Origin of the sequence: Klebsiella sp. 2019SCSN059 (assembly GCF_021739525.1) — a bacterium.
In the GTDB taxonomy this organism is placed as follows: domain Bacteria; phylum Pseudomonadota; class Gammaproteobacteria; order Enterobacterales; family Enterobacteriaceae; genus Klebsiella; species Klebsiella quasipneumoniae.
The window spans coordinates 63,033-87,923 of sequence record NZ_JAKKOM010000022.1; the positions used below are offsets into that span (position 1 = coordinate 63,033).

23 protein-coding genes and 1 riboswitch are annotated in these 24,891 nt (G+C 58.2%); of the genes, 11 read left to right on the forward strand and 12 right to left on the reverse strand.

Annotated features, from left to right (window positions below; all coding sequences use genetic code 11):
• The first annotated feature begins 585 nt into the window (after nucleotides 1-585).
• Nucleotides 586-1,017, forward strand: a complete 432-nt coding sequence (locus L2I46_RS20045; RefSeq protein ID WP_032452906.1) for a DUF4354 family protein — start codon at nucleotides 586-588, stop codon at nucleotides 1,015-1,017.
• A 226-nt stretch (nucleotides 1,018-1,243) separates the two neighbouring features.
• On the opposite strand, the gene L2I46_RS20050 is transcribed toward L2I46_RS20045, so the two are convergent.
• A complete protein-coding gene (locus tag L2I46_RS20050; protein ID WP_236948171.1) occupies nucleotides 1,244-1,471 on the reverse strand; it encodes a hypothetical protein in 228 nt (75 codons plus the stop codon).
• 42 nt (nucleotides 1,472-1,513) lie between these two features.
• Nucleotides 1,514-1,864, reverse strand: a complete 351-nt coding sequence (locus L2I46_RS20055) for a hypothetical protein (protein WP_085551839.1) — start codon at nucleotides 1,862-1,864, stop codon at nucleotides 1,514-1,516.
• Nucleotides 1,865-2,405: 541 nt separating this feature from the next.
• Nucleotides 2,406-2,504: riboswitch (guanidine-I (ykkC/yxkD leader) on the forward strand.
• Between the two features lie 56 nt (nucleotides 2,505-2,560).
• Here L2I46_RS20055 and L2I46_RS20060 point away from each other — a divergent pair.
• The 7 genes from L2I46_RS20060 (at nucleotide 2,561) to atzF (ending at nucleotide 12,176) form a co-directional block, all read left to right on the forward strand.
• A complete protein-coding gene (locus L2I46_RS20060) occupies nucleotides 2,561-3,619 on the forward strand; it encodes a putative urea ABC transporter substrate-binding protein (protein ID WP_032452903.1) in 1,059 nt (352 codons plus the stop codon).
• A gap of 24 nt (nucleotides 3,620-3,643) precedes the next feature.
• Complete coding sequence (locus L2I46_RS20065; RefSeq protein WP_023289736.1) at nucleotides 3,644-4,459, forward strand: ABC transporter permease; 816 nt, start codon at nucleotides 3,644-3,646, stop codon at nucleotides 4,457-4,459.
• Complete coding sequence (locus L2I46_RS20070) at nucleotides 4,456-5,232, forward strand: ABC transporter ATP-binding protein (protein ID WP_044523302.1); 777 nt, start codon at nucleotides 4,456-4,458, stop codon at nucleotides 5,230-5,232. The genes L2I46_RS20065 and L2I46_RS20070 overlap by 4 nt, the downstream gene beginning before the upstream one ends.
• Before the next feature lie 4 nt (nucleotides 5,233-5,236).
• On the forward strand, nucleotides 5,237-5,965 hold the full coding sequence (locus L2I46_RS20075; protein WP_032454968.1) for an urea amidolyase associated protein UAAP1: 729 nt from the start codon (nucleotides 5,237-5,239) through the stop codon (nucleotides 5,963-5,965).
• A gap of 10 nt (nucleotides 5,966-5,975) precedes the next feature.
• Complete coding sequence (locus tag L2I46_RS20080) at nucleotides 5,976-6,611, forward strand: urea amidolyase associated protein UAAP2 (protein ID WP_023289733.1); 636 nt, start codon at nucleotides 5,976-5,978, stop codon at nucleotides 6,609-6,611.
• A 166-nt stretch (nucleotides 6,612-6,777) separates the two neighbouring features.
• Nucleotides 6,778-10,383: an urea carboxylase gene (uca, locus tag L2I46_RS20085; protein WP_236948172.1), complete on the forward strand. Its 3,606-nt coding sequence runs from the start codon at nucleotides 6,778-6,780 to the stop codon at nucleotides 10,381-10,383.
• Entirely contained in the window at nucleotides 10,380-12,176 is a 1,797-nt protein-coding gene (gene atzF / locus L2I46_RS20090) for an allophanate hydrolase (protein WP_236948173.1), read from the forward strand. Before uca ends, atzF begins: the two co-directional genes overlap by 4 nt.
• Before the next feature lie 42 nt (nucleotides 12,177-12,218).
• On the opposite strand, the gene L2I46_RS20095 is transcribed toward atzF, so the two are convergent.
• Nucleotides 12,219-12,857, reverse strand: a complete 639-nt coding sequence (locus tag L2I46_RS20095) for a hypothetical protein (protein ID WP_032452892.1) — start codon at nucleotides 12,855-12,857, stop codon at nucleotides 12,219-12,221.
• 124 nt (nucleotides 12,858-12,981) lie between these two features.
• Complete coding sequence (locus tag L2I46_RS20100) at nucleotides 12,982-13,647, reverse strand: SDR family NAD(P)-dependent oxidoreductase (RefSeq protein WP_236948174.1); 666 nt, start codon at nucleotides 13,645-13,647, stop codon at nucleotides 12,982-12,984.
• A 104-nt stretch (nucleotides 13,648-13,751) separates the two neighbouring features.
• Here L2I46_RS20100 and L2I46_RS20105 point away from each other — a divergent pair, with 104 nt between their 5' ends.
• The 3 genes from L2I46_RS20105 to L2I46_RS20115 all read left to right on the forward strand — a co-directional run bounded on the left by L2I46_RS20105 (nucleotide 13,752) and on the right by L2I46_RS20115 (nucleotide 16,505).
• Nucleotides 13,752-14,672: a LysR family transcriptional regulator gene (locus L2I46_RS20105; RefSeq protein ID WP_132135811.1), complete on the forward strand. Its 921-nt coding sequence runs from the start codon at nucleotides 13,752-13,754 to the stop codon at nucleotides 14,670-14,672.
• A gap of 222 nt (nucleotides 14,673-14,894) precedes the next feature.
• Nucleotides 14,895-15,686, forward strand: a complete 792-nt coding sequence (locus tag L2I46_RS20110) for an HAD-IIB family hydrolase (RefSeq protein ID WP_032452889.1) — start codon at nucleotides 14,895-14,897, stop codon at nucleotides 15,684-15,686.
• A gap of 198 nt (nucleotides 15,687-15,884) precedes the next feature.
• Nucleotides 15,885-16,505 (forward strand): LysE family translocator, encoded by a 621-nt coding sequence (locus L2I46_RS20115; protein WP_023289726.1) that lies wholly within the window; start codon nucleotides 15,885-15,887, stop codon nucleotides 16,503-16,505.
• A gap of 60 nt (nucleotides 16,506-16,565) precedes the next feature.
• On the opposite strand, the gene L2I46_RS20120 is transcribed toward L2I46_RS20115, so the two are convergent.
• The 8 genes from L2I46_RS20120 to L2I46_RS20155 are packed head-to-tail and all read right to left on the reverse strand — an operon-like array spanning nucleotide 16,566 to nucleotide 24,697.
• Nucleotides 16,566-17,567 (reverse strand): HAD family hydrolase, encoded by a 1,002-nt coding sequence (locus tag L2I46_RS20120; protein ID WP_102002565.1) that lies wholly within the window; start codon nucleotides 17,565-17,567, stop codon nucleotides 16,566-16,568.
• Nucleotides 17,564-18,577, reverse strand: coding sequence for a BatD family protein (locus L2I46_RS20125; RefSeq protein ID WP_072420173.1), 1,014 nt, complete (start codon nucleotides 18,575-18,577; stop codon nucleotides 17,564-17,566). Before L2I46_RS20125 ends, L2I46_RS20120 begins: the two co-directional genes overlap by 4 nt.
• Nucleotides 18,574-20,088, reverse strand: a complete 1,515-nt coding sequence (locus L2I46_RS20130; protein WP_102003974.1) for a tetratricopeptide repeat protein — start codon at nucleotides 20,086-20,088, stop codon at nucleotides 18,574-18,576. Before L2I46_RS20130 ends, L2I46_RS20125 begins: the two co-directional genes overlap by 4 nt.
• Nucleotides 20,085-21,062, reverse strand: a complete 978-nt coding sequence (locus L2I46_RS20135) for a VWA domain-containing protein (protein WP_236948175.1) — start codon at nucleotides 21,060-21,062, stop codon at nucleotides 20,085-20,087. The genes L2I46_RS20130 and L2I46_RS20135 overlap by 4 nt, the downstream gene beginning before the upstream one ends.
• Complete coding sequence (locus tag L2I46_RS20140; RefSeq protein ID WP_032452884.1) at nucleotides 21,055-21,495, reverse strand: DUF4381 domain-containing protein; 441 nt, start codon at nucleotides 21,493-21,495, stop codon at nucleotides 21,055-21,057. Before L2I46_RS20140 ends, L2I46_RS20135 begins: the two co-directional genes overlap by 8 nt.
• Nucleotides 21,496-22,401: a DUF58 domain-containing protein gene (locus L2I46_RS20145; RefSeq protein ID WP_236948176.1), complete on the reverse strand. Its 906-nt coding sequence runs from the start codon at nucleotides 22,399-22,401 to the stop codon at nucleotides 21,496-21,498.
• The gene (locus L2I46_RS20150; protein WP_049014087.1) at nucleotides 22,401-23,405 is read right to left on the reverse strand and encodes an AAA family ATPase; all 1,005 of its coding nucleotides are present in this window, start codon (nucleotides 23,403-23,405) and stop codon (nucleotides 22,401-22,403) included. Before L2I46_RS20150 ends, L2I46_RS20145 begins: the two co-directional genes overlap by 1 nt.
• Nucleotides 23,402-24,697: an anaerobic sulfatase maturase gene (locus L2I46_RS20155; protein WP_032452881.1), complete on the reverse strand. Its 1,296-nt coding sequence runs from the start codon at nucleotides 24,695-24,697 to the stop codon at nucleotides 23,402-23,404. The genes L2I46_RS20150 and L2I46_RS20155 overlap by 4 nt, the downstream gene beginning before the upstream one ends.
• Between the last annotated feature and the right edge of the window lie 194 nt (nucleotides 24,698-24,891).

Sequence of the window (24,891 nt, forward strand, 5' to 3'; positions counted from 1 at the left end):
TCTTGTCAACATCTCTGTATACAACCGCAGAGCATTAAACGTGCCAGTTAAAATAGTGCTTTATATACAGACAGTTAACATGGAAGTGTGGGAGGGGATGAGATTCAGTATGGTGAACAGGCGGCACTGAGTCGGTGCAAATGGGTCATCGCTGTGCGCTTCACTTATTGACTGGCTCAAGGCCGATGGTAGGTCCAATGGAAAAAGAGGCATGGCATTCAGGCGGGGGACAGGCACCCACCTGTTTATCCTCTTCCTGATCGCTGATTATATTCACGCTATAGATACAGGAGGCGCTAACCTGGTCGGTGCGAACGGCTTTAAATCGCATGCTGATGAAGTTGAAGATAAACCCTGCTTAAACATGACGCAGAAATAAGTGAAAAATAAGTTACAGTTAACAATTTATTAAATTTACATTAGAATTATTTTAATGGTTATTTTCTCAATGCACTGATTTATAAGTTTAAATATAATGACAGACTGGATTTTCATCAAATAGTGATGACGGAGAATATCATTGATAATACCAATATCATGATCTATGGTAGCGTTCACTTAATAGTAAATTGAATGAGGTGGGAAATGCATAATTATATTGCCAAAGGTATTGCGCTGGCTGTAGCCATCGCTGCCTCAGGAACGGTGCAGGCTATTGATAAAAAGAATCCTGATCCTTATTTTTCAGGGGTCAAGATTTTTGCCCTAAAGGAGGCCGCCGGAAGTGAATGGGATAGCGTGACCGGCGAGGCGAAGTATCTGGTGACCTATAAAGTTACGCTTGATAACTTCTCTGATAAAAGCATTGAACCTGGCAAAGATAACAAAATGTGCTTCTTTTTGTATGATAAAAATGGCAAGTCATTTATGAGCACGGGTATTGAAATGGAGATGCTGAAAAAATACAAACCCATTGAAAGCCGAACAGGTAACGTGTTCTTCAGCAGCGCCGATCCTGAAATACTGAATATACCTTTTGTCCGTCTCGCTTTCGGTAAAGACTGCTTAACAAAATAACTACCCTCCGAGTGTGGATGATCTGCCTTAAATGACGTTAGCGTAACACCAGGCGTCCGTCAGGTGTTACGAGATGAACATAACATCTGGATGATGAGGGGCGTGCGCGGCAGACATCAACCGTGCAAAGCACTACGCTCATCTGAAGTAGGTCACTCGTATTTCATTTTTCGGGGGAGGTGCGTCTGCCTGGAGGGGGATACACTGGCCAGCTATTGGACAATCTTTACGCGTCTTTTTTTGCGTCGCTATCCGTGACGCTCCTGATGATTTTTCTCAGTTGGCAAATGCCAAAACTCATCGCTAATTTATTATGGTGCTTCGCTTTGCTTACGGTGCCTGTAAAAAGAGAGTGCCCGACAAAATGGTTATCCTGATAAAAAACAGTATCAGCGTGTAACTCGCCAGAAATCACCAGCATTGCTATTAGCAAAAGGAGAGAGGTTTTCATCATTCGTTTCTTTTCAGCTTAACTCTGTCTCTGGTTATCCGGGCATTATGAACACCGTTCAGCAATGGTAGTGACCGACCGATGTATATCCGGGGCATGCGGCGCATAATAAAATTCTACCGAAGTCTGCCTGCCGTTGAAGTTACTGATTTCCACCCACGCGACAGTCGTGTTTTCAGTATTCATCAGGTTGTATTTATCGATGTTTTCAGGAAGAGTGTCATCATATTCCAGCGATAAATTCGCTTTAGAAGCGGCATAATGAAGGCAATCGATCACCTGATGTTTTCCCTGATTAACGTAATAGGTTTCTTCTTCCGGGTGTATGCCCACATCCCCCAGATCCACACAACCACTTAACAGAAAAAGGGTGGGCAACATCAGCAATATTTTCATGGAACCTCTCTGTGTTAAATAACATTGGCGTGATTTTAACTTGTATTTAACAGGCCAGGCATTCTGAGTTAACGAATGGTGAATTTATTCCACCCCTCTACTTAACGTGGCGCAACATTATCACTGTGCGTTAAAACGCACAAGCCTGCGATTTAGCGTTAGTATGTATTCAACATTTAAATGCTTTACCGTCAGGCGGGTAAAACAGGCGGTAAAAATATGATCCCCGCCTGGCGACGGGACAGGGGAGAAGCGCCTGCGTCATCCCCTCATGTCGAAGCGGCGTAATGGCAAACATTTACCCCGCGCCATGATAATCAGCTACAGGATTCATCCCCCATGACCCCCGGCCGGTTGTTGTCCAGAACGCGGCGGGCTTTCCCTTTGCACCAAAGCCATGCAATGCCCCACTTTTACTCCCCATTTTTGGGAGGCGATGCGCCGGTTGGCGGTAAATCACTGAAAGCACGGCTGTCTGGCTCCTGGCATGGCGCTTGCAAGACCATCAGCAGAAAGCAGCGCAACAGACAATTTAGATCACACAATAGCTGGCTAGGGTTCCGGTTCACCGCGGTGAACGTCTGGTCCGAGAGCTGGCGACCTCGGCGAGGTTACACGGCGGGATAAAAGCCCGGGAGACAGCAGCACCGTTGGGTGTCGCGCTGCTCCGTTTCTCGTGCTAACCAGAGGTCCACCATGAAAACATCGCCGCTCCTCCGCTCACTTGTCCTGTCACTGACGCTATTGACCAGCGTCCCGTCCTTTGCCGCCGTCAAGAAAGAGTTCAACGTCTGCTGGACCATCTACGCCGGCTGGATGCCCTGGGGCGCCATCAGCAATGAAAAGATCATCGATAAATGGGCCAGCAAGTACGGCATCAAAATCAATATTGTTCAGCTCAACGATTACATCGAATCCATCAATCAGTACACCGCCGGACAGTTTGACGGCTGCACGATGACGAATATGGACGCCCTGACCATTCCGGCGGCCGGCGGTGTCGACAGCACGGCGCTGATCACCGGCAGCTACTCCGATGGTAACGACGGGGTGGTGCTGAAAGGGGCGGATAAAAAGCTCAGCGACCTGAAAGGGATGTCGGTGTATCTCCCGGAGCTGTCGGTCTCCCACTATCTGCTGGTGCGCGGTCTGGAAAAAGCCGGGCTGCAGGAAAAAGACGTCAAGGTGGTGAATACCTCCGATGCCGATATCGTCTCAGCCTTCGGCACCAGCGGCGTGCGGGCGGCGGTGGCCTGGAATCCACAGCTGTCGGTTATCAAAAAGACCCCGCAAACCAGCGAAGTGTTTAGCTCCTCGCAGGTGCCAGGCGAGCTTATCGACATGATGGTGGTCAATACCCAGACCCTGAAAGATAACCCGGCGCTGGGCAAAGCCCTGACCGGCGCGTGGTTTGAAATGATGGCCAAAATGAAGGCCGGCGATACCCAGGCGCTGAGCGCTATGGCCGCCGACTCCGGTACCGATCTCGCCGGCTACCAGGCGCAGCTCAAAACCACTCATCTTTTCTGGACGCCTGCCGACACCCTGGCGTTTATCGCCTCGCCGGATCTGGCGAAAACCATGCAGCGTGTGGCGCAGTTCTCCTTCGATAAAGGTCTGCTGGGCGAGGGGGCGCAGAGCGCGGACTTTATCGGCATGACCTTCCCGGGCAATGTCACGCTCGGCGATGCCGCCAACCGCAAACTGCGCTTTGACGACAGCTACCTGAAGCTGGCCGCCGCGGGCCAGCTGTAATGATTGCCGCCGGGAGACCACGCCATGCGCCACATTAACCGATATCCCCAAAAGGGGATGCGCCTGACGCTGATGCTGCTGCCGTTTGTGCTGCTGATCGCCGCCTGGTTTATGGGATCGGCGGTGCGGCTGGAAGCCAATCCGCAGGACAAGTTGCTGCCAGGCCTGTCGCAGATGGCGGCGGCCATTGACCGGATGGCGTTCACCCCGGACAAACGCAGCGGCGAGTATCTGCTGTGGGCCGACACGCTGATCAGCCTGAGCCGTCTGCTGACGGGCCTGGCCGTCTCGTCGCTCATCGGCCTCGGCATCGGTATCGCCGCCGGCGTCTTCCCGATGTACCGCGCGGCGCTGTCGCCGCTGATGACGGTGGTGTCAATGATCCCGCCGCTGGCAATCCTGCCGGTGCTGTTTATCGTCTTTGGCCTGGATGAGCTGTCGAAAGTGATGCTGATCGTCATCGGCATTACGCCGATGCTGGCGCGCGACCTGGAGCAGCGGGCGCGGGAGATCCCGGCGGAGCTGTTTATAAAGGCGCAGACCCTGGGGGCCAATAGCTGGACGGTGGTGCTGCGGGTGGTGCTTCCTCAGCTGCTGTCGCGGCTGATCGCTTCTCTGCGCCTGCTGCTGGGCTCGGCATGGCTGTTCCTGATCTCCGCCGAGGCCATCTCCGCCACCGCCGGGCTGGGGTATCGCATCTTCCTGGTGCGGCGCTATATGGCGATGGACGTGATTATTCCGTATGTCATCTGGATCACGCTGCTGGCATGGCTGATGGATCTGGCGCTGCGTCAGCTGCACAAAGCCTGTTTCCCGTGGGCGGAAGGAGGCCGGGGATGAGTTTTATCGACATCAAAAACATCTGGCAGGAGTACGGCGACCACGTGGTGCTGGAGCGCATTAATCTGCAGGTGAAAGAGGGCGAGTTTTGCTCAATGGTCGGCGCGTCCGGCTGCGGTAAATCGACCTTTCTGCGTCTGCTGCTCGGTCAGGAGCAACCGACCCGCGGCGCCATCCTGCTCGACGGCCAGCCGCTGGCGGCGGAGCCGGACCGCAGTCGCGGCGTGGTTTTCCAGCGCTATTCGGTGTTTCCGCATCTCAACGTGCTGGATAACGTCGCCATCGGCCTGGAGCTGCCGGCGTCCCCGCTGCTGGGGCGCCTGTTTGGCGGCAGAAAGCGCGAGGCCCGGCAACAGGCCCAGCGAATGCTGGAGAAAGTGGGCCTGGGACACGCCCTGGATAAATACCCGGCGCAGCTCTCGGGCGGGATGCAGCAGCGGCTGGCCATTGCCCAGGCGTTCGTGATGCAGCCGCGGGTGCTGCTGCTGGACGAGCCCTTCGGCGCGCTGGATCCCGGCATTCGCAAGGATATGCATGCGCTGCTGCTCCAGCTGTGGAGCGAAACGCGCATGACGGTGTTTATGGTCACCCACGACCTGGCCGAAGGCTTCAACCTGGGCACGAGGCTGCTGGTGTTCGACAAAGTGCGCATCGACCCGCAGGCGCCCAACGCCTGGGGAGCGCGTATTACCTACGACATCCCGCTCAATGAAGCGCGGATGGCGCAACTGGCCGCCGGTAGCGACACCAACGTTTACGCATTAAGGAGATAAATTGATGACTGAACTGTTTCACTCCACCCCCAGCCTGCGCGAAGAGCGGCTTCCCGGCGGGGCGCACACCTCGCTGATTTTGCGCAAAGGGCAGATCCTGCGCCTGACCGATCTCGACGGCGGGGCAAACGTCAGCATGATGATGCTCAATCCCCATGAGAAAAGTGAGCGGCTCAACCTGCCGGATACCCTCAAAGGACAGCATACCGCGCGCCTGACCGCCGGGCACTGTTTCTACTCCGATATGGGCCGGGTGCTGGCCGGGATCGTCGCCGACAGCTGCGGCTGGCACGATCCGTTCGGCGGGGTCCTCAACGCCGGGGAGACGCACGACAAATATGGCGCCGGACGCTACCAGGAATTACGCAATGGCTTCTACCGCAACGGCGTCGATAACCTGCTGGTGGAGATGGGGAAATGGGATCTCGGTCTGGAAGATCTGCTGATGGTGGTCAACTTCTTCAGCAAAGTGACCGTCGATGACGAGGGGCGCTTTCACTTTGTCTCCGGCAACAGCCGCGCCGGGGACTATGTGGAACTGTATGCCCCGATGGACGTCCTGCTGGTCCTCACCGCGCTCCCGCATCCTCAGGATCCGGCCACAGAGTATGCCCCCCGTCCGGTGCAGCTGAGCTGGTATCAGGCCGACGATGAAGACGCGGCCACTCAGGCGCTCCTGACCCGCGATGAGAACCTGCGCGCGTTCCGCAATACCCAACTTTTTGCCCTGTAAGGAGGCGTTTATGACCCTTATCACCAGTCACCGACGTCCGGAAGAGGCCGTCTATCGCCATGTGATCCCCGCCGGGGAGCCGTGGCTGTTCGAGGTTAAACAAGGGCAAACCCTGCGTCTGCTCGATCTCGAAGGCAACCAGGCGATTGATACCCTGTTTTACAACGCCGACAACCCGCGCGAGCGCTACGATGCGCAGCGCACGCTGCGCCGCCAGGGTAACGCCTACCTCACCGCCGGCAGCGTGCTCTATTCCAACCTTGGCCGTCCGCTGATGACCATCGTGGCCGATACCTGCGGGCGGCACGATACCCTCGGCGGCGCCTGCGCCCAGGAGAGCAACACCGTCCGCTACGCCCTCGACAAGCGCTACATGCACAGCTGCCGGGATAATTTCCTCTGCGCCTGTTTGCATGATGGCCGTCTGCATAAGCGCGATATCGGCGCCAACATTAACTTCTTTATGAACGTGCCGGTGACGCCGGAGGGCGGTCTGACCTTCGCGGATGGCATCTCGGCGGCGGGAAAATACGTGGAACTGCGCGCGGAGTGCAACGCCATGGTGTTGATCTCCAACTGCCCGCAGCTCAACAATCCCTGCAATGGCTGGAACCCGACCCCCGCCGAGGTGCTGGTATGGAACTGACCCGCTGGCAGCGCTGGCGTTTGCTGGCCTTTCGGCTGTTCGCCGTTCGCGCCGACCGCCTGAACCACACGCCGACGCGCCACCTTTAAGCGCCGGTTCTCCCGGGGACGACCTCAGGGAAAGACGAATTGTTGCGGGACGACCCGCTTCGCTGTGAGTTCCGCTTATGTTTGATACCTTACTGATTGCCAACCGCGGGGCGATTGCCTGCCGCATTCTGCGCACCCTGCGCGCCATGCAGGTGAAGGGCGTCGCCGTTTACGCCGAAGCCGACCTGAGCAGTCTGCACGTCCGCGAAGCGGATGAGGCGCTCAGCCTTGGCGAGGGGCCGGCAGCGCAAACCTATTTAGTCGTAGAGAAGATCATTGCCGCCGCGCGGCAGAGCGGCGCCCGCGCCATCCACCCCGGCTACGGCTTTCTGTCGGAAAACGCCGCCTTCGCCGAGGCCTGTGAGGCGGCGGGATTGGCGTTTGTTGGCCCGACCCCGCAACAGCTGCGAACCTTCGGCCTGAAGCATACCGCCCGCGCGCTGGCCAAAGCGGAGGGCGTTCCGCTGCTGGAAGGCAGCGACCTGCTGGCCGACAGCGAAGAAGCCTGCCGGGCGGCAGAGGCGGTGGGCTACCCGGTGATGCTCAAGAGCACGGCGGGCGGCGGAGGGATTGGCATGCGCGTCTGCCGCGACGCCCGCGAACTGAGCGAGGCGTTTGCCACGGTGCAGCGGCTGGGGCAAAACAACTTCAGCGACGCCGGGGTGTTTCTCGAAAAATATATTGAACGCGCCCGCCATCTCGAGGTGCAGATCTTCGGCGACGGGAAGGGGGCGGTTATCGCCCTCGGCGTGCGCGACTGCTCGCTGCAGCGGCGTAACCAGAAAGTGATTGAAGAGACGCCGGCGCCAAATCTGCCGGACGGGATGGCGCAGGCGCTGTGTAGCGCGGCCATTGCCCTCGGTAAAGCGGTGAACTACCGCAGCGCCGGGACGGTGGAGTTTGTCTACGACAGCGCGGCGCAGCGCTTTTATTTCCTCGAGGTCAATACCCGGCTGCAGGTGGAGCACGGCGTCACGGAGCAGGTGTGGGGCGTGGACCTGGTGCGCTGGATGATCGCCCTGGCGGCAGGGGATTTACCGCCGCTGAGCGAGCTGGCCGCCGGGCTACAGCCCCGGGGGCATGCCATTCAGGCGCGAATTTACGCCGAAGATCCTGGCCGCCAGTTTCAGCCTTCGCCCGGACTGTTAACCGACGTCTGGTTTCCGCCGGCGGACGGCGCTACCCTGCGCATCGACCGCTGGGTCGAGGCCGGCTGTGAAGTGCCGCCGTTTTTTGACCCGCTGCTGGCGAAAGCTATTGTCTGGCGCCCCAGCCGCGATGAGGCGATCGACGGCCTGGCGCAGGCCCTGGCGGAGACCCGCCTGTACGGCGTCGAAACCAACCGCCAGTACCTGCAGCAGATCCTTGGCTTTGCGCCGTTCACCGCCGGGGAACCCTGGACCCGCTGTCTGGAGCAACTGCGCTACCGGGCCGATACCGTGGAGGTACTCAGCGCCGGCACCCAGACCAGCGTCCAGGACTACCCGGGACGTCTGGGGTTCTGGGCGGTGGGCGTACCGCCCTCAGGCCCGATGGATGACCGGGCGCTGCGCCTGGGCAATCGTCTGCTGGGCAATGCCGAGGGCGACGCCGCGCTGGAGATCACCCTTAGCGGACCCACGCTGAAATTTAATACCGCGGTGCAGGCGGTAGTCTGCGGCGCGCCGCTGCCCGTAACGCTCGACGGCATCGACCAGGAGATGGACGGCGTCTTCTCTGTTCCGGCGGGGGCGACCCTCAGGCTGGGGGCGATAAGCGGGCCAGGCGTCAGAAGCTATCTCTGCCTGTGCGGCGGCATTCAGGTGCCGGACTACCTGGGCAGTAAAAGCACCTTTACCCTCGGTCAGTTTGGCGGCCACGGCGGACGGGCGCTGCGCGCCGGCGACGTACTGCATCTTGCGCCTCCGGCTGAGACCATGGAAGGCGCGGCGCTTCCCGCAGGGCTGCGCCCTGAGCTTTTGGAAGTACGAGCGCTGCGGGTGATTTATGGCCCCCACGGCGCGCCGGAGTTCTTTGCCCCGGCGTATATGGCGACCTTTTTTGCCACCGACTGGGAAGTGCATTTTAACTCCAGCCGCACCGGCGTGCGCCTGATCGGGCCCAAGCCGGTCTGGGCCCGCGACAGCGGCGGCGAAGCCGGGCTCCATCCGTCGAATATTCACGACAACCCCTACGCGGTGGGGGCGGTGGATTTTACCGGCGATATGCCGGTGATCCTCGGGCCGGACGGCCCAAGCCTCGGGGGCTTTGTCTGCCCGGTCACGGTGATCGAAGCCGATCTCTGGCAGCTGGGCCAGCTTAAGGCGGGGGATAAGGTGCGCTTTGTAGCGGTTGACGTCCCCACCGCCCGGCGGCTGGCGGCAGGCCGTCGCGCGGAGCTGGCGACCCTGCAGGCGCAGGACGTTGCCTGGCAGCCTGTGCCGCTCACCTCACCGGTGGTGATGACCTGCGGCGACGCTGACAAACGCCTGGTGGCGCGCCTCTCCGGCGATACCCATCTGCTGCTGGAGGCCGGTGAGGCGGAGCTGGATCTGGTGCTGCGCTTTCGCATCCATGCCCTGATGCAGGCCCTTGAGGGGCAATCCCGGGACGGGATCATCGATATCACGCCGGGGATCCGCTCTCTGCAGCTCCATTTCCAGCCGGAAACGCTGGCGCTGGAGACGCTGCTGGCGTGGGTCCGCGAGGAGTGGGCCACGGTCTGCATGAGCGACGATCTGCAGGTTCCGACACGGGTGGTGCATCTCCCGCTCTCCTGGGACGATCCGGCCTGCCGCAAGGCGATCGACAAATATATGACCACCGTCCGCCCGGACGCCCCCTGGTGCCCAAGCAACCTCGAGTTTATTCGCCGGATAAACGATCTCCCGGATGAGCAGGCGGTGTGGCAAACGGTGTTTGACGCCAGCTATCTGGTGATGGGTCTCGGCGATGTCTATCTCGGCGCGCCGGTGGCCACGCCCCTTGATCCGCGCCATCGGCTGGTCACCACCAAATACAACCCGGCGCGAACCTGGACGGCGGAAAACTCGGTGGGCATCGGCGGAGCGTATCTGTGCGTTTACGGCATGGAAGGCCCGGGCGGCTATCAGTTTGTCGGCCGCACCCTGCAGATGTGGAATCGCTATCACGAGGTGGCCGATTTTGCCGGCAAGCCCTGGCTGCTGCGCTTTTTCGACCAGCTGCGTTTCTATCCGGTCTCGGCGGAAGAACTGCTGGCTATTCGCCGCGATTTCCCGCTCGGACGCTACCCGCTGCGCATCGAGCACAGCACGCTGCGGCTGGCGGAGTACCAGCAGTTTCTCTCTCGCGAGGCGCAGAGCATTAGCGCATTTCGCGACCATCAGCAGCGGGCGTTTAACGACGAGCGCGAGCGCTGGATCGCCAGCGGCCAGGCCCATTTCGACAGTCAGGAGAGCGCGACAGAAGAGGCGGGCGATGCGCCGCTGCAGCCGGGGGAGCAGGGGGTGGAAAGCCCGGTATCCGGTAATCTGTGGCAGGTACAGACCGCGGCCGGCAGCCGGGTACGCGCCGGCGATGTGCTGGTGGTGCTTGAGTCGATGAAAATGGAGATCCCGCTGCTGGCGCCGTGTGATGGCAGGGTTCAGCAGGTCAATGTGCAGCCAGGCAGCGCGGTGCGTGCCGGGCAGCGGGTGGCAGTGATTATTGAGGAGAAGGCATGATGCAGCAGACGTTTGATTTACGCCTGGCGACTCTGGCGGCGAACTATCGTAACGGCCACACCACCCCGCGCGCGCTGCTGGCGGGGATCCGCCAGCGGGCGCAAGCGCTGGATCCCGAGTTTAATCTGTTTATCCATCTCCTGAGCGAAGCGGAGCAGGCGCCGTTTCTGGCGGCGCTGGAAGGCCATTCGCCAGACACGCTCCCGCTGTACGGGGTGCCGTTCGCCATCAAAGATAATATTGACCTTGCGGAAATCGTCACCACCGCTGCCTGTCCGGCGTTTGCTTACCGGCCGACGCAAAGCGCGACCATTGTCGCACAGCTGATTGCCCTGGGGGCGGTGCCGGTGGGCAAAACCAATCTCGATCAGTTTGCCACCGGCCTGAACGGGACCCGTTCGCCGTATGGTCGCTGCCGCAACGCGTACCATCCCGCTTATCCCTCCGGCGGCTCCAGCGCCGGCTCGGCGCTGGCGGTAGCCCTGGGCGTCGCCAGCTTCGCGCTGGGGACCGACACCGCCGGCAGCGGTCGCGTCCCGGCCGGGCTGAATAACCTGGTGGGCCTGAAAGCGACGAAAGGGGTGATCTCCACCGCCGGGGTGGTACCGGCCTGCCGCACGCTGGACTGCGTGACCTTTTTCAGCGCCACCGCCGACGAGGCCAGCCAGCTGCTGGCGCTGGTTGCCCGGGCCGATCCGCAGGATAGCTACAGCCGCCGCAATCCTCAGTGGAACAGTCGTCAGGCCTTCGGCAGGCCGTCCGCCGGGTTTCGCTTTGGCGTCCCGCGGGAGCTTAACTTCCTCGGCTGCCGCGCCAGCGAAGCGCTGTTCGCCCAGGCCGTGCAGCGGCTGACGGCGCTCGGCGGGGAAGCTGTGGCGATCGATTTCGCGCCTTTTCTCGCCGCCGCCCGCCTGCTGTATGACGGGCCATGGGTCGCTGAACGCTATGCGGTGGCTGGCCCGTTGATTGAGCAGCAGCCTGACGCCGTGCTGCCGGTTATTCGCGACGTGCTGGCGAAAGCGCCTGATATCGACGCGACGGCGACCTTTAAGGCGATGTATCAGCTGCAGGAGTATAAAGCGCAGTGCGATGCTATCCTCGAGACGCTGGACTGCGTGCTCACGCCAACCTTACCGCAGCCGGTAACGCTGGACGAGCTGGCGGCGGAGCCCATCGCCCGCAACGCCGACCTGGGCTACTACACCAACTTTATGAACCTGCTGGACTATGCGGCGGTGAGCGTGCCGTGCGGGTTTATGCCCGACGGACTGCCCTCCGGCGTCACGCTGTTCGGCCGGGCCTTTACCGATCAGTATTTGCTGAGCCTGGCCGACGCCTTCCAGCGCGCGGAGCGGCTGCCGCTGGCAGGCGGCGCGCAGCTGGAGAGCCCGCCGCCTGCGCACCCCGCGGGCCATGATCGGATGGCCCTGGCGGTATGCGGCGCCCACCTGACCGGCCAGCCGCTGAACGGTCAATTGCTGGCGCGGGGCGGCCGGCTGCTGCAGGCGACCCACAGCGCGCCGCGCTATCGGTTGTATGCCCTCCCGGATGGCAAGCGCCCGGCGATGGTGCGTGACGAACCAGAGGGGGCCGCGATAGCGGTGGAAGTCTGGGCGATCCCCAGCGCTGAGGTGGGGTCGCTGCTGGCCGCCATCCCCGCGCCGCTGGGGCTGGGACAGATTGAGCTGGCGGACGGCCGCTGGGTGACGGGCTTTATCTGCGAAGCCGGGGGGCTGGGCGCGGCCACCGAGATCACCGCCTGGGGCGGCTGGCGCCAGTGGCTGGCCAGGTAAACGGAACACCCTCTGCGGTAGCGCCGCAGAGGGAACCCTCGCTTATAGCGGGCTGTTCTCATCGAGCCGGGTGACGCTCCAGACGCGGGCGTGCGTGTCATCAATGCGATAGTAGCTTTTCACGCTTGCCGTACCGCCGATGGCGTAGCCCACCAGAGCCACAATGTTGAGCTGATGCCCCTGCTTATCGGTAAACGCATAATATTCATCCAGCACATAGCCACTGGCGCTAGCCGCTGATTCCAGACGATCGTCCCTGGCTTTCAGGTCCGGGGTATAGTCCGCGATGGTTTTCCCCACAAAGTTTTTGGCGACGTCCTGCTTTTCGTCAACGCTGACGATAAACGCCGCGCTGGCAGGAAAGTGCTGAACCACGTCAGCCAGGGTAGGTTTCGGCGCGGCAGAGGGCAATAACGTGTGATCGATAGTGTAGGCCTGTAGCCAGCAGGAGAATAACGCCGCTTCCGCCGCACGGCCATCCGGGTCAGAAAGTCCGGGCAGCGCATCGACGGTCTCTCCCGCTTTACGCAGCGCAATGAAATCGGCACAGGAAGAGACCCGTGCCTGATTCTGGTCACTCAGCACCAGCGTCAGAGGAGACTGGTTTATCTCAAGCTCGCCCGCCGCCAGCACCGGCGTGCTCAACAATAACGTCACCGCCATACCGATAAAATATTTCATCACATAGCCTCCATGAATATCGACGTATCCTGATCCGAGGTGACAGGGAAAGCAAGCGATGGATGATGTCTTTTCCACATGTCCGGGCGATGCCTCCCGGACGCCGAGCGACGGCCGGGGAAGGTTACTGATGGTGTGGGGCGGGATAAAACGCTTCCGCTGTCCATTGCGCTGATGGCTGGCGATATTGCTGCCAGAACAGTTCGGCAATCTCCCGGGCTTCGGCGGAACCCGGCGTGACGTACGCCCCCACCGTCACGATGGAAAGATGAATATTCTGCGCTTTTAATAACGGAAAAAGGCCATGCGTCAGGTTAAGCAGCCCGGCTTTGCCGACGCTTAGCGTCAGATACTCCGGATGAGGCTGAGTGGCAAACATCCCGCCAGTCAGCAGGATCGCGCCTTCTCCACGCGCGGCCATCCGAGGAGTGACCGCTTTGATGGCGGCATATACCGCGCCAATATTGGTGGTGAGATCCTGGATGAAGCCTGCCACCGACTGGGTCTCCAGATTACCGTCATGTATGGCCGCGGCGTTGAAGTGCAGCACATCCACGCCGCCGGTCTCCACCTCTACCTCGCGAATGAGTTCCACGATACTGGTGATATCGCTGGCGTCCGCTACGCGGCCTTCCGCGGCTAATCCAGCCGCTCTCAGTTGGTCGGCCTGCGCCGCCACATAGTTTTTATTGCGTGAGGACAGCACCACCCGGAATCCCTCACCAGCAAATCGTGAGGCCGTCGCCATTCCCATCCCAGGACCGGACCCGATACTCAAAAACGTTTTCATGTGCTTCTCTCACTGTAGTTTGCAGAGCCGCTATGTTAATACCCTGGCAGATCGCTGATAATCAGCCTTATTTGCAAATGATTAATGTGCTGGGTGCAGGAATCATGTTCGATGATTTTGAAGAGCTGATGGCGTTTGTCTGTGTGGCCGAGACAGGGAGTTTTATCGGGGCCAGCCGCAGGCTGGCTCGGGATGCGTCGGTCATTTCCCGCCGGGTTAGCCACCTCGAGAAAAAACTGGGCGTCCGGTTGCTGGTGCGCACTACCCGTAGCGTAACGCTTACCGAAGCCGGAACCTGGTTTTTGCAGCGCGCCCGCGCGGCGCTGGATGAGCTCAGCGCCGCCAGCCGGGAGGTGGGGGACTTTGCTGCCACCCCGCAGGGAACGTTGCGGGTTTCGCTGCCGGTGACCTTTGGCCGGGAGCTGATTGCCCCGGTGTTTCCTGATTTCCTGCAGGCGTATCCGGATATTCGCCTGGATGCCCATTTTCTCGATCGACGGGTCGATATTGTCGCGGAGGGGTTTGATGCGGTGGTTCGCCTGGGGAGCGTGCGGGACAGTACCTTAACCGGGCGCGAGCTGGGGGCGTTTAGAAGTCAGCTGATTGCTTCGCCGGCCTATCTGCAACGCTTCGGTGAGCCGACTCATCCTGAGCAACTGGCAGCCCATCGGTGTCTCGGCTTTACCCACCATCCGGACTGGCCCTACTGGATCCTCGAAAATGGTCGGGAGCATATCCAGGTGACGCCAGCCGGCCCCCTCACCACCAATATCAGTGAAGCGCTGCTGACGGCGGTGATTCGGGCAACCGGGATCGCACTGCTGCCGGGGTGGATGGTTTGCCAGGCGGTGCAGCGCGGGGAACTGGTCCGCGTGCTGCCCGACTGGCGTAGCGCGGCGAAGGTCAGCGTTTATGCCCTGATGCCGCCCGGCACGCTGGTTCCCGCCAAGACCCGGGTATTTATCGACACGGTATGCCATCAGCTGGCGTCATCCCCGCTGTGGCAGGACGAATTGAAGCGATAAGCAGGGGGGGCCGATTGCGCAGATCGTTGATGGAGAAGGGCCTCGAAGTGTTCCTGCTGAATGTACGGAGCAATAAATTTATCCTCGGACATATAATGCCCTGGCGGACTTTCTTCGTGCAGTGAGAAGGTTTAATCACTCGAATTAATAGTGAATATCAAATGCCAAATTGATATTAACGTTTATCAAGAAAGCCATTAATATCACCAGTATGGAGGGATTATGAATTTAATTGATAGCGCTAAGAATGAAGAGCTATGGAATATTCGTTTTGTTTTAACTGATATGGATGAAACGCTGACCTATAAGGGCAGACTGCAGGCCAGAACCTATCAGAGTCTGGAAATGCTACAACATGCGGGCATTAAGGTTATTCCGGTAACGGCGGCCTCTGCGGGGTGGGCCGATCAGATGGCGAGAATGTGGCCTGTTGATGGGGTCATCGCTGAAAATGGAGGATTATTTCTTATCAGAAATAACGTCGGTGAGGGTATTAACAGGTATTTCTGGCATGAAGACAACTATCTTCTTAATCGAAAAAACATCAGCCATATTCTTTTCAAGATTCGCCAGAAATACCCCTGGGTTGAGGTTTCTGACGATCAGGATTTTCGCCTGACGAGTATTGCTTTCAAACTTCCCAAAAATCATGAACAGACCAAACAACTTATTGACGAATTAGTGGAAAATAAATGCAGCTATACCATTAATAATTTATGGGTACTGGGGTGGTTAGGGGGATATGACAAACTCGTCATGAGCAGAAAGGTGTTAAAGCAGTTTTATGCACTGGAAGAATCTGATGAACAAGCATCGGTTTTCTACAGTGGTGATTCGCTCAATGATGCACCTATGTTCAGTTACTACAGCAAAACGTTGGGAATGAACACGATCAATGACATAGCGCAAGTTATATCATCATTGCCTCGCTGGATAAGTCAATTTCCAGGTGGTGAAGGGTTTGTCGATGGCGCGAACAGAATTTTAAATGCTAAAAGGGCAAGCATCAGTTAAGTTGCCTTCTCCGCTCTGACAGAATTAAACCGGCTCCGTTCGTTGCAACAGGTCCGGTTGTTGTATGCGTTAGATAGAGAGCTTCATGTGGTGTACTTCCCGTTATCCAGGCGGAACGCCATTCACCTTGAATGGCTCATCATTCTTGTTGCAAAAATGTGAACGCTTCAGTAGCCTTGTCTCTTTCGGAGACAGGAAATGCTCGTCACTGATTCACTTCTGGCTTACACCCTCGCTGCCACTCTGCTTACCCTGACGCCAGGTCTGGATACCGCGCTTATACTGCGCACGGCGACCGCTGAAGGCGGGCGCAAAGCCTTGCATGCCGCGTTAGGCATCGATCTCGGGTGCTTTATCTGGGGCGCGCTGGTGGCCTTTGGTTTGGGCGCGCTGCTGGCGGTTTCTGAGCTGGCTTATACCTTGTTGAAATGGTGCGGCGCGGGCTACCTTTGTTGGCTGGGCATCCAGCTGCTTCTGCGTCCGCGCCAGCAATTTAACAGCAATCCGGCAGCGGCAACCGCCACGAGCAACTGGTTTCTGCGTGGGATGCTGGGAAATGTGCTTAATCCCAAAATGGGCGTCTTCTACGTTTCGTTTTTACCTCAGTTTATCCCGGCGGGGCATTCCCCCATCACATGGACCTTTCTCCTGGTTACTATCCATGTATTGATTGGTACGCTGTGGTCGTTAACGCTGATTACCGCCACTCGCTATGCCGCCGGTATCCTGAAAAAAACGGCGGTAGTGAAATGGATGGATCGAACGACCGGCTGCCTGTTTCTGCTTTTTGCGGCGAAGCTGGCGATGAGCCGCCGGTAATAAAACAGGGGCCTTTGCCCCTGTTTTTGCGCTTTGCTCAGCTATCTTGAGGTACAGGCTCTACGATCCCGGCTGGGTCACACACTGTGCCGGATCAAACACCGTTTTCCAGTCTTGCTTCATATCAACGACGGTCCAGCCATGCGCTTTTGCCTGCGTTAATCCATCAATCAGCTTTCCGCTGGCTGGAGGATGACTATCATAGGCATATTCACGCACGGAATCCGTATGATGCACCAGAAGGCCAAAGGGTTTGACGTCAGGATTGGCGGCGGTGTACTGCAGCATGGCGAGATCGCCATCGCTATTGCCAAATGCCGCGACAGGGCGCTGGCCCATGAAAAGGTGGATCGCCACGGGTTTATTGGCTGCATCGTCATTGAAGGCCCCCGACATTGTCTTGGTAATTTTTGTCCCTTCATCAGATAACGCGAATTCGCCAAGCGAAAACGACCCGATCACTTGTTCAGGTGGAATGCCGTACATTTTTTGCGACAGTACGCGCATAAAATCGATACCGCCGCCGGAGACAATCCAGGTTTTGAAACCGTTAGCCCGCAGATATTCCAGAAGCTGACGCATCGGCTGATATCCCATCCGATCGTACTGGCAGCCAAAACGCGGGTCCTTATGCGATGAAACCCAGTTAGCAACGCGCTGATTAAAGTCATCAGTCGTCATGCCGCTGTGCGTCAGCGATAAAAGATGTATAAGCCCTTTTTCGCCGGAAGCGGCGACAGTTTTGATATCGTCTTTCAACACGGCCTGCACCAACGCGTCGCTAGACCACTCCTGGTGTTGCGGGGCCAGACGTTTGATCTCATCCAGCACGAACCGGATCTGAAACGTCAGCGGCGCTTCTGGCCACAGGGTGCCATCATTATCAAATACGACGTAGCGTTTTTCAGCCGGAATAAACGTTGAGCGGTCTGGGTTGGTGGCACCTTGCACCCATTCTTCAATGGCGCGCTTGGCTGCCGTATCGTTCCATGCTGAGAGTGGATCTGCCACTGCGTTGCCGCAGAGGGCGAATAAAGTCAGAGCGATTAACGTACGCTTCATCGTGAACTCCTGTTATCCGGGGTCTGTCCCGGTAGCGAAAGTGGCTGCCAGAATCGGCGCCAACGGTGAGATAAGTAACGCGCGCTACGCAGCAAAGTGCGGCGGAAAATAAACATCAGCATGAGTAACGCGAGGCCGCCTGCGAGCATTAACGCATTCTGCCGGGTCAACGTGCCACGATCGCCCTTTAACGAAGATTCCGCACCGGCCGAGCGCGAAGCGGCAATCCGGTAGGTGCTGCCGGGGAGTTCAGCGGTTTGCCACTGCTGATGGGTTGTATCCCACCACCGCAATTTGATCGGCGGCAGCGTGACTTCCCCCGCAACAACAGGCAAATAGCGGAGCGTTTCCACGCGTTCCGCGCCTTCAAGATCCCCCCGGCCCGAAGTCAGCAGACGATTTTCAGGCGGCAGACGCTGGGTATGGGTGCCGCTGATGGCATAGAGCAGCGGTGGGATTTGGGCGGGCATCACCTCCGTGGCTCGGACGGTGACGACGCGTTCAATAACGTCGCCGGCACGCAGCGTTTTATCTTTACCACTACGGTAAATATTGACCTTCTGGCTGAGCGAGAGACCTGAAGCGGGCAGGAAACGGTCTGGCTGTTCAATTCCTTGCGGCCAGTTAACCTGCGTTTCCAGCGCCGGTAGTTTGACCGTCACGGGCGCCTGTCCGGAGGCGGTTAACGTCATTTCAAAAGCCGGTAAACGCAGCTTACCTGCATCCCAGGCAGTGAGCTGGCGTTCCATGCGCACGCCGCTCCAGCTGGTTCCCTCGGCGTGACGGGTCAGAAGCTGATTGGGTTCGGCTTTGCTCGAGATATCGCCATTTTCGACCGGGAAACCGGGCCACTGCGGCGGCGGATTAAACCATGAATCCGTCCAGAACGTCACCGCCACGCGCACCGGTTGGCCTGGGACAACGTGTTCTGGAGCAACCAGCTCGCGCGTGACCGTCATGGCTGCCTGACAGGGAAGCGCCGCCACCAGAATTAACCAGATAAGTTTCATTGGCCTTCTCCTGACTGAGTCCGGTAGAGACTTTCCAGCAGCCCCGAAGGCGAAACGGTCAGATTTTCGTACCACTGATTCACCTGCGGATTCCCTCCAGCAATGGGCTGAATGTCCTTTTGTTCAACGCCATCGTCGGGTTTCAAATCATGCTTAATTTCATCAGGTTTGTAATCGGCTTCTTCACCTTGCGCCGACTTTTTCTCGCGTTCTTTTTGCCGCAGTTGCATGATGATCGCGGCGATTTTGGCGCGGTTCCCCTGGGCCAGCTTCCAGTCCGGGCGCAGACTTAACGCCCGGTCATAGCTGTTTAGCGCCTGCTGCCACTGTTTTTGCTGGGCATAACTATTGCCTGTCCAGAGCAGGGTTTCCGGGGTTTGTTGCGCCTGGCGGAACGCGGCGGTAGCGGCGGGGTAATTGCTCGCCCGATACCATGCAATACCTTGCCGGAGCGGGTCGCTATAATGCTGGGCCGCGCGGGCATAATCCCCCTCGGCAAAAGCACGCTGACCCTGCACATCGGGGCTTATCCAGGCATCCAGCCAGGCGGCATGGCCGGATGGCTGCCAGAGCAGCAGCGGCGCGATTAAAACCCAGCAAAAGAGCTGGCGTCGCCAGATAAACAGCATGACGAGCATAGGTATCGCCAGCATCCAGCCATCGTTACGCCAGTGTAAATCACTCCGGGCATTGTTCTGCGCGGTGACACTTTGTTGAATATGGCTCTGTATCACGGGCAGATCGTCATCATCGGTGGTCACCAGCGTGACGGGGATCCCCTCGTCTCGCACCTGCTCAAAGCGTTTAACATTCAGTCGCGTATCGGTTTCACTGGCGGCATATTTTTCAGGCAGCGCGCCCCCCTGAGCGGTTCCCGGCACCCAGATCTGCAGCGGTGTCTTTTGTGTGCCTAGCCATCTGGCGTCATCCGCACTTAGGGTATCCGCCACCAGAATAATGCTGCGCGGGGCGGTGGGCATATTATGCATGGCCAGTGAGATGGCATGCTGAAGTCCGGAACCCTCGCCAGACGGTAATAACGCGGGGGTTTGCGCATGCAGGAATAGCGAATAAAACGCCGTATCGACAGTGAGCGGGGTGGTTAGCCAGGCACCGGAGTTATACACCACCAGGCCAAATCGGGTACCCGGCATGCGCTCCATGAGGGACAGGATTTTGGTCTGCATCCTCTGATGGCGGCTGGGAGGCAGATCGCTGGCAAACATGGCGGTATCCTGTTGCAAAATCACCATCACGTTACTTTCCGTCGTCAGCGCGGCGGGAAGCTGACGCTGCCAGCTTGGGCCAGCCAGCGCGATGAGGCCAAGCATCGCCAGCCATGGCAGTACGCGGGTGAGCTTGCGCTGCCGCCCGACGATCAGCGCTTTCGCCAGCGGCTTGTCCATGATGCGCGACCAGGCGCTATGCCCGGCGGAGGGTAACCACCACAGCGCGATGGCCGGGATCAGCAGCAGCAAACGCCAGGGGTATAAAAAGTGAAAATCACTCATGCCGCTCTCTCCCTGAACGCGCGATACAGATTAAAGGTCAGCAACAGAAGCAGTGCGGCGGCAAGCGGCCAGGCAAAAAGCGGTATACGCCACGACCAGCCGATGCTTTTTACCTGCACTGGCGTAATCGCGTCAATTTCTTGCCAGACCGCATCCAGCGAAGCCCCGCTATTCTCTGCCGTCCAGGCGCGCCCGCTGGTGGTGCGAGCTATATCCTGTAAAAGAGCGACATCCACTTTGTCATCGCCGCCGCTGTTCACGTCGCCAAAGGCGATGGTGTGAACCTGTACGTGATGACGGGCCGCCAGCTGTGCGGCGAGGCGAGGGGTCAGTTGTGACGCGGTGTCGTTACCATCGGTCAAAAGGATGGCTAATTTACTGGCGTCAGTATCGCCGCTGGAATCCAGCAGTTTCACCGTGACGCCCAGCGCGTCGCCAATCGCCGTCTGTTGTCCCGCCATGCCAGGCGCAAGCTGATTGATACGGGTTTCCAGCGCCTGTTTATCCTCACTGACGGGCGCGAAAGGCCAGGCGCTGTTGGCAAAAATCACCAGCCCGATACGATCGGATTTACGAGCCGCTACGAATTTTTTAACGGAGCTCTGTACCGCCTGCAGACGGGTGATACCGCCCGTAACGTCGTTTTTCTCCATAGAGCCGGAAACATCAAGAATCAGCATAATATCGCGCATCGGTTTTTCAGTATGCTGCGGCGGGGCAAGCAATTCCGGGCGGGCGAGGGCGCAGACCAACAGCGACCATACCAGCCAGAACAGCCAGGTGGATAGCTTCCCGCCATGTGCAGGTTGGTTGTTAAGCTGGAGTTCGTTAATCAGCCCAGGCAAAAAAGGAACCCGGACATACTCTTTCAACGAGCGCTCTTTGGCCATCACAAAGCGACTTGCCAGCGGCAGGATCAGTAGCAGCCAGGCCCACGGCCAGGCGAACGCCAGACGTGAGAAGAAGTCAGACATGGGGTAATCCTTCAAGCCAGGAGCGAAGCTGCATACGCAGCCGTTCGGTATCGCCATCACTGAGCTGGTTCTCTGGCTGACAGTAGCGTTCGCACAGCTGCTGGCGTAACGCGTCATCCAGCGGGACGTTTTGCAACCATTGGGCAGGATCCAGCGCGCCGCTCACTTGCTCCCGCGGCTGATGCACCAGCAAAATACGTTTCATCAGCAGCAGCCAGCTGTCTACCGTTTGCGGTTGAGCGAGAGCCGCCAGCGCCTGGCGACGCCACAGGTTTCGCCGCCATCTGGCGATGCGGATGATGAGATAAATGAGCAACAGGGCGAGCAGGATACCGCCCAGTACAAACCATCCCGGCGGTAGGGGAAACCATGACGGTGAATCGGGAAGAACCGGTTCCGCCAGTTCGGGTACCGTAAATCCTTTCTCCAGCATCTATACCTCTTTTTGAAGCTGTCTGAGTAGATCTCCGGCGACGACAATCTGCTTCACCTGCACGCCAAGTCGCGTGAGACGAGACGCCTGGGCTGAGAGTCGCGCCGTGATGCTTTGTTTGATGCCGTCCTGTAGCGCAGGCGAGAGCGAAAATGCCGCCTCTTGCCCTTCATACCGAGCGGCCAGCCGCCCGTGTGCAGGCAGGCGCAAATGCAGATCGTCGAGGATCACGAATGCACTCACTTCCCCTCGACGGCGCAGGGCTGCCAGCAGCGCATCGCACTCGTTATCCAGATCGTGAAAGTCGCTGATTAACGCGACCCAGCAGCCGGTTGGAATTAACGGCAGAGAGTGGCGCAGAATGGCGGCCAGCGAAAGTGGGTCAGGCGTTTCCCGCGGATAATTATCCGCCACGGCGTGGTTGTACTGCACAATATCGTCGAGAAATGCGGGAAGCGTACCGTTTGGCGCGCGGCATTTACGCAGAGAACAGTCCCGATCGCCAAAGACAATGCCGCCTAAACGATCGCCGTCGTGCCAGCTGCGCCACGCCAGCAATCCGGCAGTTTTCGCTGCCGCGACGGATTTTGTCTGAACGCGCGTGGAAAAAAACATATCCCGTCGTTGATCAACCAGCAGAAAGACGGGGCGCTCTTTTTCTTCGTTATAAAGTCGGATCCACGGCGTACGCATGCGGGCAGTAGCCTGCCAGTCAATCAGCCGGACGTCGTCGCCGGGCTGATAACGACGCAGGCTGTCAAAGTTCAGCCCGCGGCCCTGCTGGCGTGATGTACGTTCACCCCCAAGCGCGCCAGGCGGGATCTGCCCTGGCGGATTGGCGATGGCTCGCGCCTCTGCGGCGAGCTTCAGCAGCGTTTCCCGGTCAATGCGAACGGCGCTACTCATTATGCCACCACGGCATCAAGCAGCATCCGCACGGCATCGTCCGGTGTGCAGTTATCCGCGCTGGCCTGGTAGCTGAGCATCAGACGATGACGTAATACCGCTGGGGCGATCTTTTTAATGTCTTCGGGCAGCACCGCGTCCCGGCCTTCCAGCCAGGCCTGCGCTCGCCCGCAGCGCTCCAGGGCCAGCGTGCCGCGAGGACTGATGCCAAACGTCAGATAACCGGCCAGCGTATCGCTCACCGACTGTGGATGACGACTTAAGTCTACCAGGTTGACGATATAATTTTCGACGGTCGGGGAGACGTGAATAGCGGAAATCGCCTGCCAGCATTCAGCGATTTCCTGCTGACTCAGCATGAGCGTATCGGTCTGTTCTGGCTGTGCTGATGCGGTACTCGTCAGTTGTTGATACTTTTTCTGCTGCTCGGCGCGCACCAGTTGCATCACTTTCTGTTCATTGTCTTTTGACGGATAGTGCACCAGTACCTTCATCAAAAAACGGTCCAGCTGGGCTTCCGGCAGAGGCCAGGTACCTTCCTGATCCACTGGGTTTTGCGTGGCCAGAACCATAAAAACACCGGGTAAAGGCCAGCTTTTGCCCGCCACGGTGACGTGACGTTCTTCCATGGCTTCGAGCAGCGCGGACTGCACGCGGGCCGAGGCGCGGTTGATTTCATCGGCGAGGATGATATTGCCGAACACCGGGCCGGGACGGAAGCGGAACTGATCCTCTTCACGGGTGGCGTTTTGCTGATAAATTTCGCTGCCGGTGATATCTGAGGGCAGAAGATCAGGCGTGAACTGAATACGACGGTAATCCCCCTCAACGTGGCGGGCAAGTTCGCGTACCGCGCGCGTTTTCGCCAGGCCCGGTAAACCTTCAAGCAACACGTGTCCGTCGCACAACAGGGCGACTATCAACATGCGCACCAGTTCTTCCTGACCGAGAACCTGTTCGTTCATGCGTTGCTCAAGCTGCAATAACTTCTCTCGATTTATCATCGGCGTAGCCCTGCAAAATCACGTTTAATTAAAGTGGCGATGCCCACCAGGATCGGCTCGGCATAGTTGAAAAAGGCCTTAATGCCCGGGCAAAGATAATTCAGTCCCAACTCGCCGTCCGGTGCGCGCACCAGGCGGTTTTTCGGGCATTCGCCCCAGCACAGCTTCAGATAAGGGCAGGCTTTACAGTAGTTGGGCAGCGTGTCGCGCTTGCCCATGCCAAACGCTTTCTGCCGTTCGGAGAAAGCCAGATGCGAAAGCTGAGCATGCTCAATGTTGCCGATCTGATATTCCGGGTAGACATAGTGATCACAGGAATAAATATCGCCGTTTTTCTCAATCGCCAGCCCTTTTCCGCAGAATTCTGAGTGGGTGCAAATTTGCGCCGGCATTCCCATTGTCTGGGCGACCGCCGTTTCAAACAGATTGACCTGCACGCGGCCCAGGTCGTTATTCACCCACTCTTCAAAAACGGCAATCAGAAACGTGCCCCAGTCTTCCGGGTCAACCGACCAGTCGGTAACAATGGAGTCGAGGTCGCCGGGACGCGCGCGGCGGCTACCGGTGAGCGGGATGGCGTCATCCTGCCAGAATTGCGGCGCGGTTTGTTTGAAATCAACAGGTTCGACGCAGGGATTAAACTGTACATAGGTCGCACCCAGTTCGCGGGTGACGAAGCGGTACACTTCCAGCGGAAAGCGGGCGTTGGTCCGGTTTACCGTTACCAGCGCGTTAAATGGGACGCCGTGACGCTTCAGGGCCTCAACGCCCGCCATCACTTTGTCAAATGTCGGTTTGCCGCTACGGGTCACGCGATAGCGGTCATGCAGTTCTCGTGGGCCATCAATCGAGAGTCCCACCAGAAATTGATGTTCTTTTAGAAATTCAGCCCATTTATCGTTTAACAACACGCCATTGGTTTGTAAATCATTCTCGACACGCTGTCCGGGCTTCTGGTACTGCTTCTGAAATTTCACAACCTTCTGGAAAAACGCTAACCCCATCAGCGTGGGTTCGCCGCCTTGCCAGGAAAATACCACCTGGTCACCGTCCTGACCGTCAATATACTGGCGAATGAAATTCTCCAGCACCTCGTCACTCATTCCGGTATGTCTGTCCTGATGCAGAAGCTCTTCTTTGTGCAGGTAAAAACAGTAGGAACAATCGAGGTTGCAGGTTGAGCCGGTTGGTTTAGCCATGACATGAAAGCGGCGCTTGTATTCTGGCCCTTTGCCGTCATATTTTTCCGCCGACGGAAGCGCCTTAACGGGTAGTGTGGTGCTGTACTTCATATAGCAGACCCCTGAACAGAAAAACAAACAAAGCGCAGATTGACTGCTCTTCAAAGCACGAACAGACTGCCGGGGCAGTCTGTCCGCAGGCTTTCATCATTTATTGATATTAGAGCCGGCTTTGTTGAATAAATCAGATTTCGGGTAAGTCTCCCCCGTAGCGGGTTGTGTTTTCAGGCAATACGCACGCTTTC

Bases quoted from the DNA above. Each gene is read 5' to 3' on its own strand.
- L2I46_RS20045 (WP_032452906.1), top strand. From the start codon at position 586: ATGCATAATTATATTGCCAAAGGTATTGCGCTGGCTGTAGCCATCGCT.
- L2I46_RS20050 (WP_236948171.1), bottom strand. From the start codon at position 1,471: ATGATGAAAACCTCTCTCCTTTTGCTAATAGCAATGCTGGTGATTTCT.
- L2I46_RS20055 (WP_085551839.1), bottom strand. From the start codon at position 1,864: ATGAAAATATTGCTGATGTTGCCCACCCTTTTTCTGTTAAGTGGTTGT.
- L2I46_RS20060 (WP_032452903.1), top strand. From the start codon at position 2,561: ATGAAAACATCGCCGCTCCTCCGCTCACTTGTCCTGTCACTGACGCTA.
- L2I46_RS20065 (WP_023289736.1), top strand. From the start codon at position 3,644: ATGCGCCACATTAACCGATATCCCCAAAAGGGGATGCGCCTGACGCTG.
- L2I46_RS20070 (WP_044523302.1), top strand. From the start codon at position 4,456: ATGAGTTTTATCGACATCAAAAACATCTGGCAGGAGTACGGCGACCAC.
- L2I46_RS20075 (WP_032454968.1), top strand. From the start codon at position 5,237: ATGACTGAACTGTTTCACTCCACCCCCAGCCTGCGCGAAGAGCGGCTT.
- L2I46_RS20080 (WP_023289733.1), top strand. From the start codon at position 5,976: ATGACCCTTATCACCAGTCACCGACGTCCGGAAGAGGCCGTCTATCGC.
- uca (WP_236948172.1), top strand. From the start codon at position 6,778: ATGTTTGATACCTTACTGATTGCCAACCGCGGGGCGATTGCCTGCCGC.
- atzF (WP_236948173.1), top strand. From the start codon at position 10,380: ATGATGCAGCAGACGTTTGATTTACGCCTGGCGACTCTGGCGGCGAAC.
- L2I46_RS20095 (WP_032452892.1), bottom strand. From the start codon at position 12,857: ATGAAATATTTTATCGGTATGGCGGTGACGTTATTGTTGAGCACGCCG.
- L2I46_RS20100 (WP_236948174.1), bottom strand. From the start codon at position 13,647: ATGAAAACGTTTTTGAGTATCGGGTCCGGTCCTGGGATGGGAATGGCG.
- L2I46_RS20105 (WP_132135811.1), top strand. From the start codon at position 13,752: ATGTTCGATGATTTTGAAGAGCTGATGGCGTTTGTCTGTGTGGCCGAG.
- L2I46_RS20110 (WP_032452889.1), top strand. From the start codon at position 14,895: ATGAATTTAATTGATAGCGCTAAGAATGAAGAGCTATGGAATATTCGT.
- L2I46_RS20115 (WP_023289726.1), top strand. From the start codon at position 15,885: ATGCTCGTCACTGATTCACTTCTGGCTTACACCCTCGCTGCCACTCTG.
- L2I46_RS20120 (WP_102002565.1), bottom strand. From the start codon at position 17,567: ATGAAGCGTACGTTAATCGCTCTGACTTTATTCGCCCTCTGCGGCAAC.
- L2I46_RS20125 (WP_072420173.1), bottom strand. From the start codon at position 18,577: ATGAAACTTATCTGGTTAATTCTGGTGGCGGCGCTTCCCTGTCAGGCA.
- L2I46_RS20130 (WP_102003974.1), bottom strand. From the start codon at position 20,088: ATGAGTGATTTTCACTTTTTATACCCCTGGCGTTTGCTGCTGCTGATC.
- L2I46_RS20135 (WP_236948175.1), bottom strand. From the start codon at position 21,062: ATGTCTGACTTCTTCTCACGTCTGGCGTTCGCCTGGCCGTGGGCCTGG.
- L2I46_RS20140 (WP_032452884.1), bottom strand. From the start codon at position 21,495: ATGCTGGAGAAAGGATTTACGGTACCCGAACTGGCGGAACCGGTTCTT.
- L2I46_RS20145 (WP_236948176.1), bottom strand. From the start codon at position 22,401: ATGAGTAGCGCCGTTCGCATTGACCGGGAAACGCTGCTGAAGCTCGCC.
- L2I46_RS20150 (WP_049014087.1), bottom strand. From the start codon at position 23,405: ATGATAAATCGAGAGAAGTTATTGCAGCTTGAGCAACGCATGAACGAA.
- L2I46_RS20155 (WP_032452881.1), bottom strand. From the start codon at position 24,697: ATGAAGTACAGCACCACACTACCCGTTAAGGCGCTTCCGTCGGCGGAA.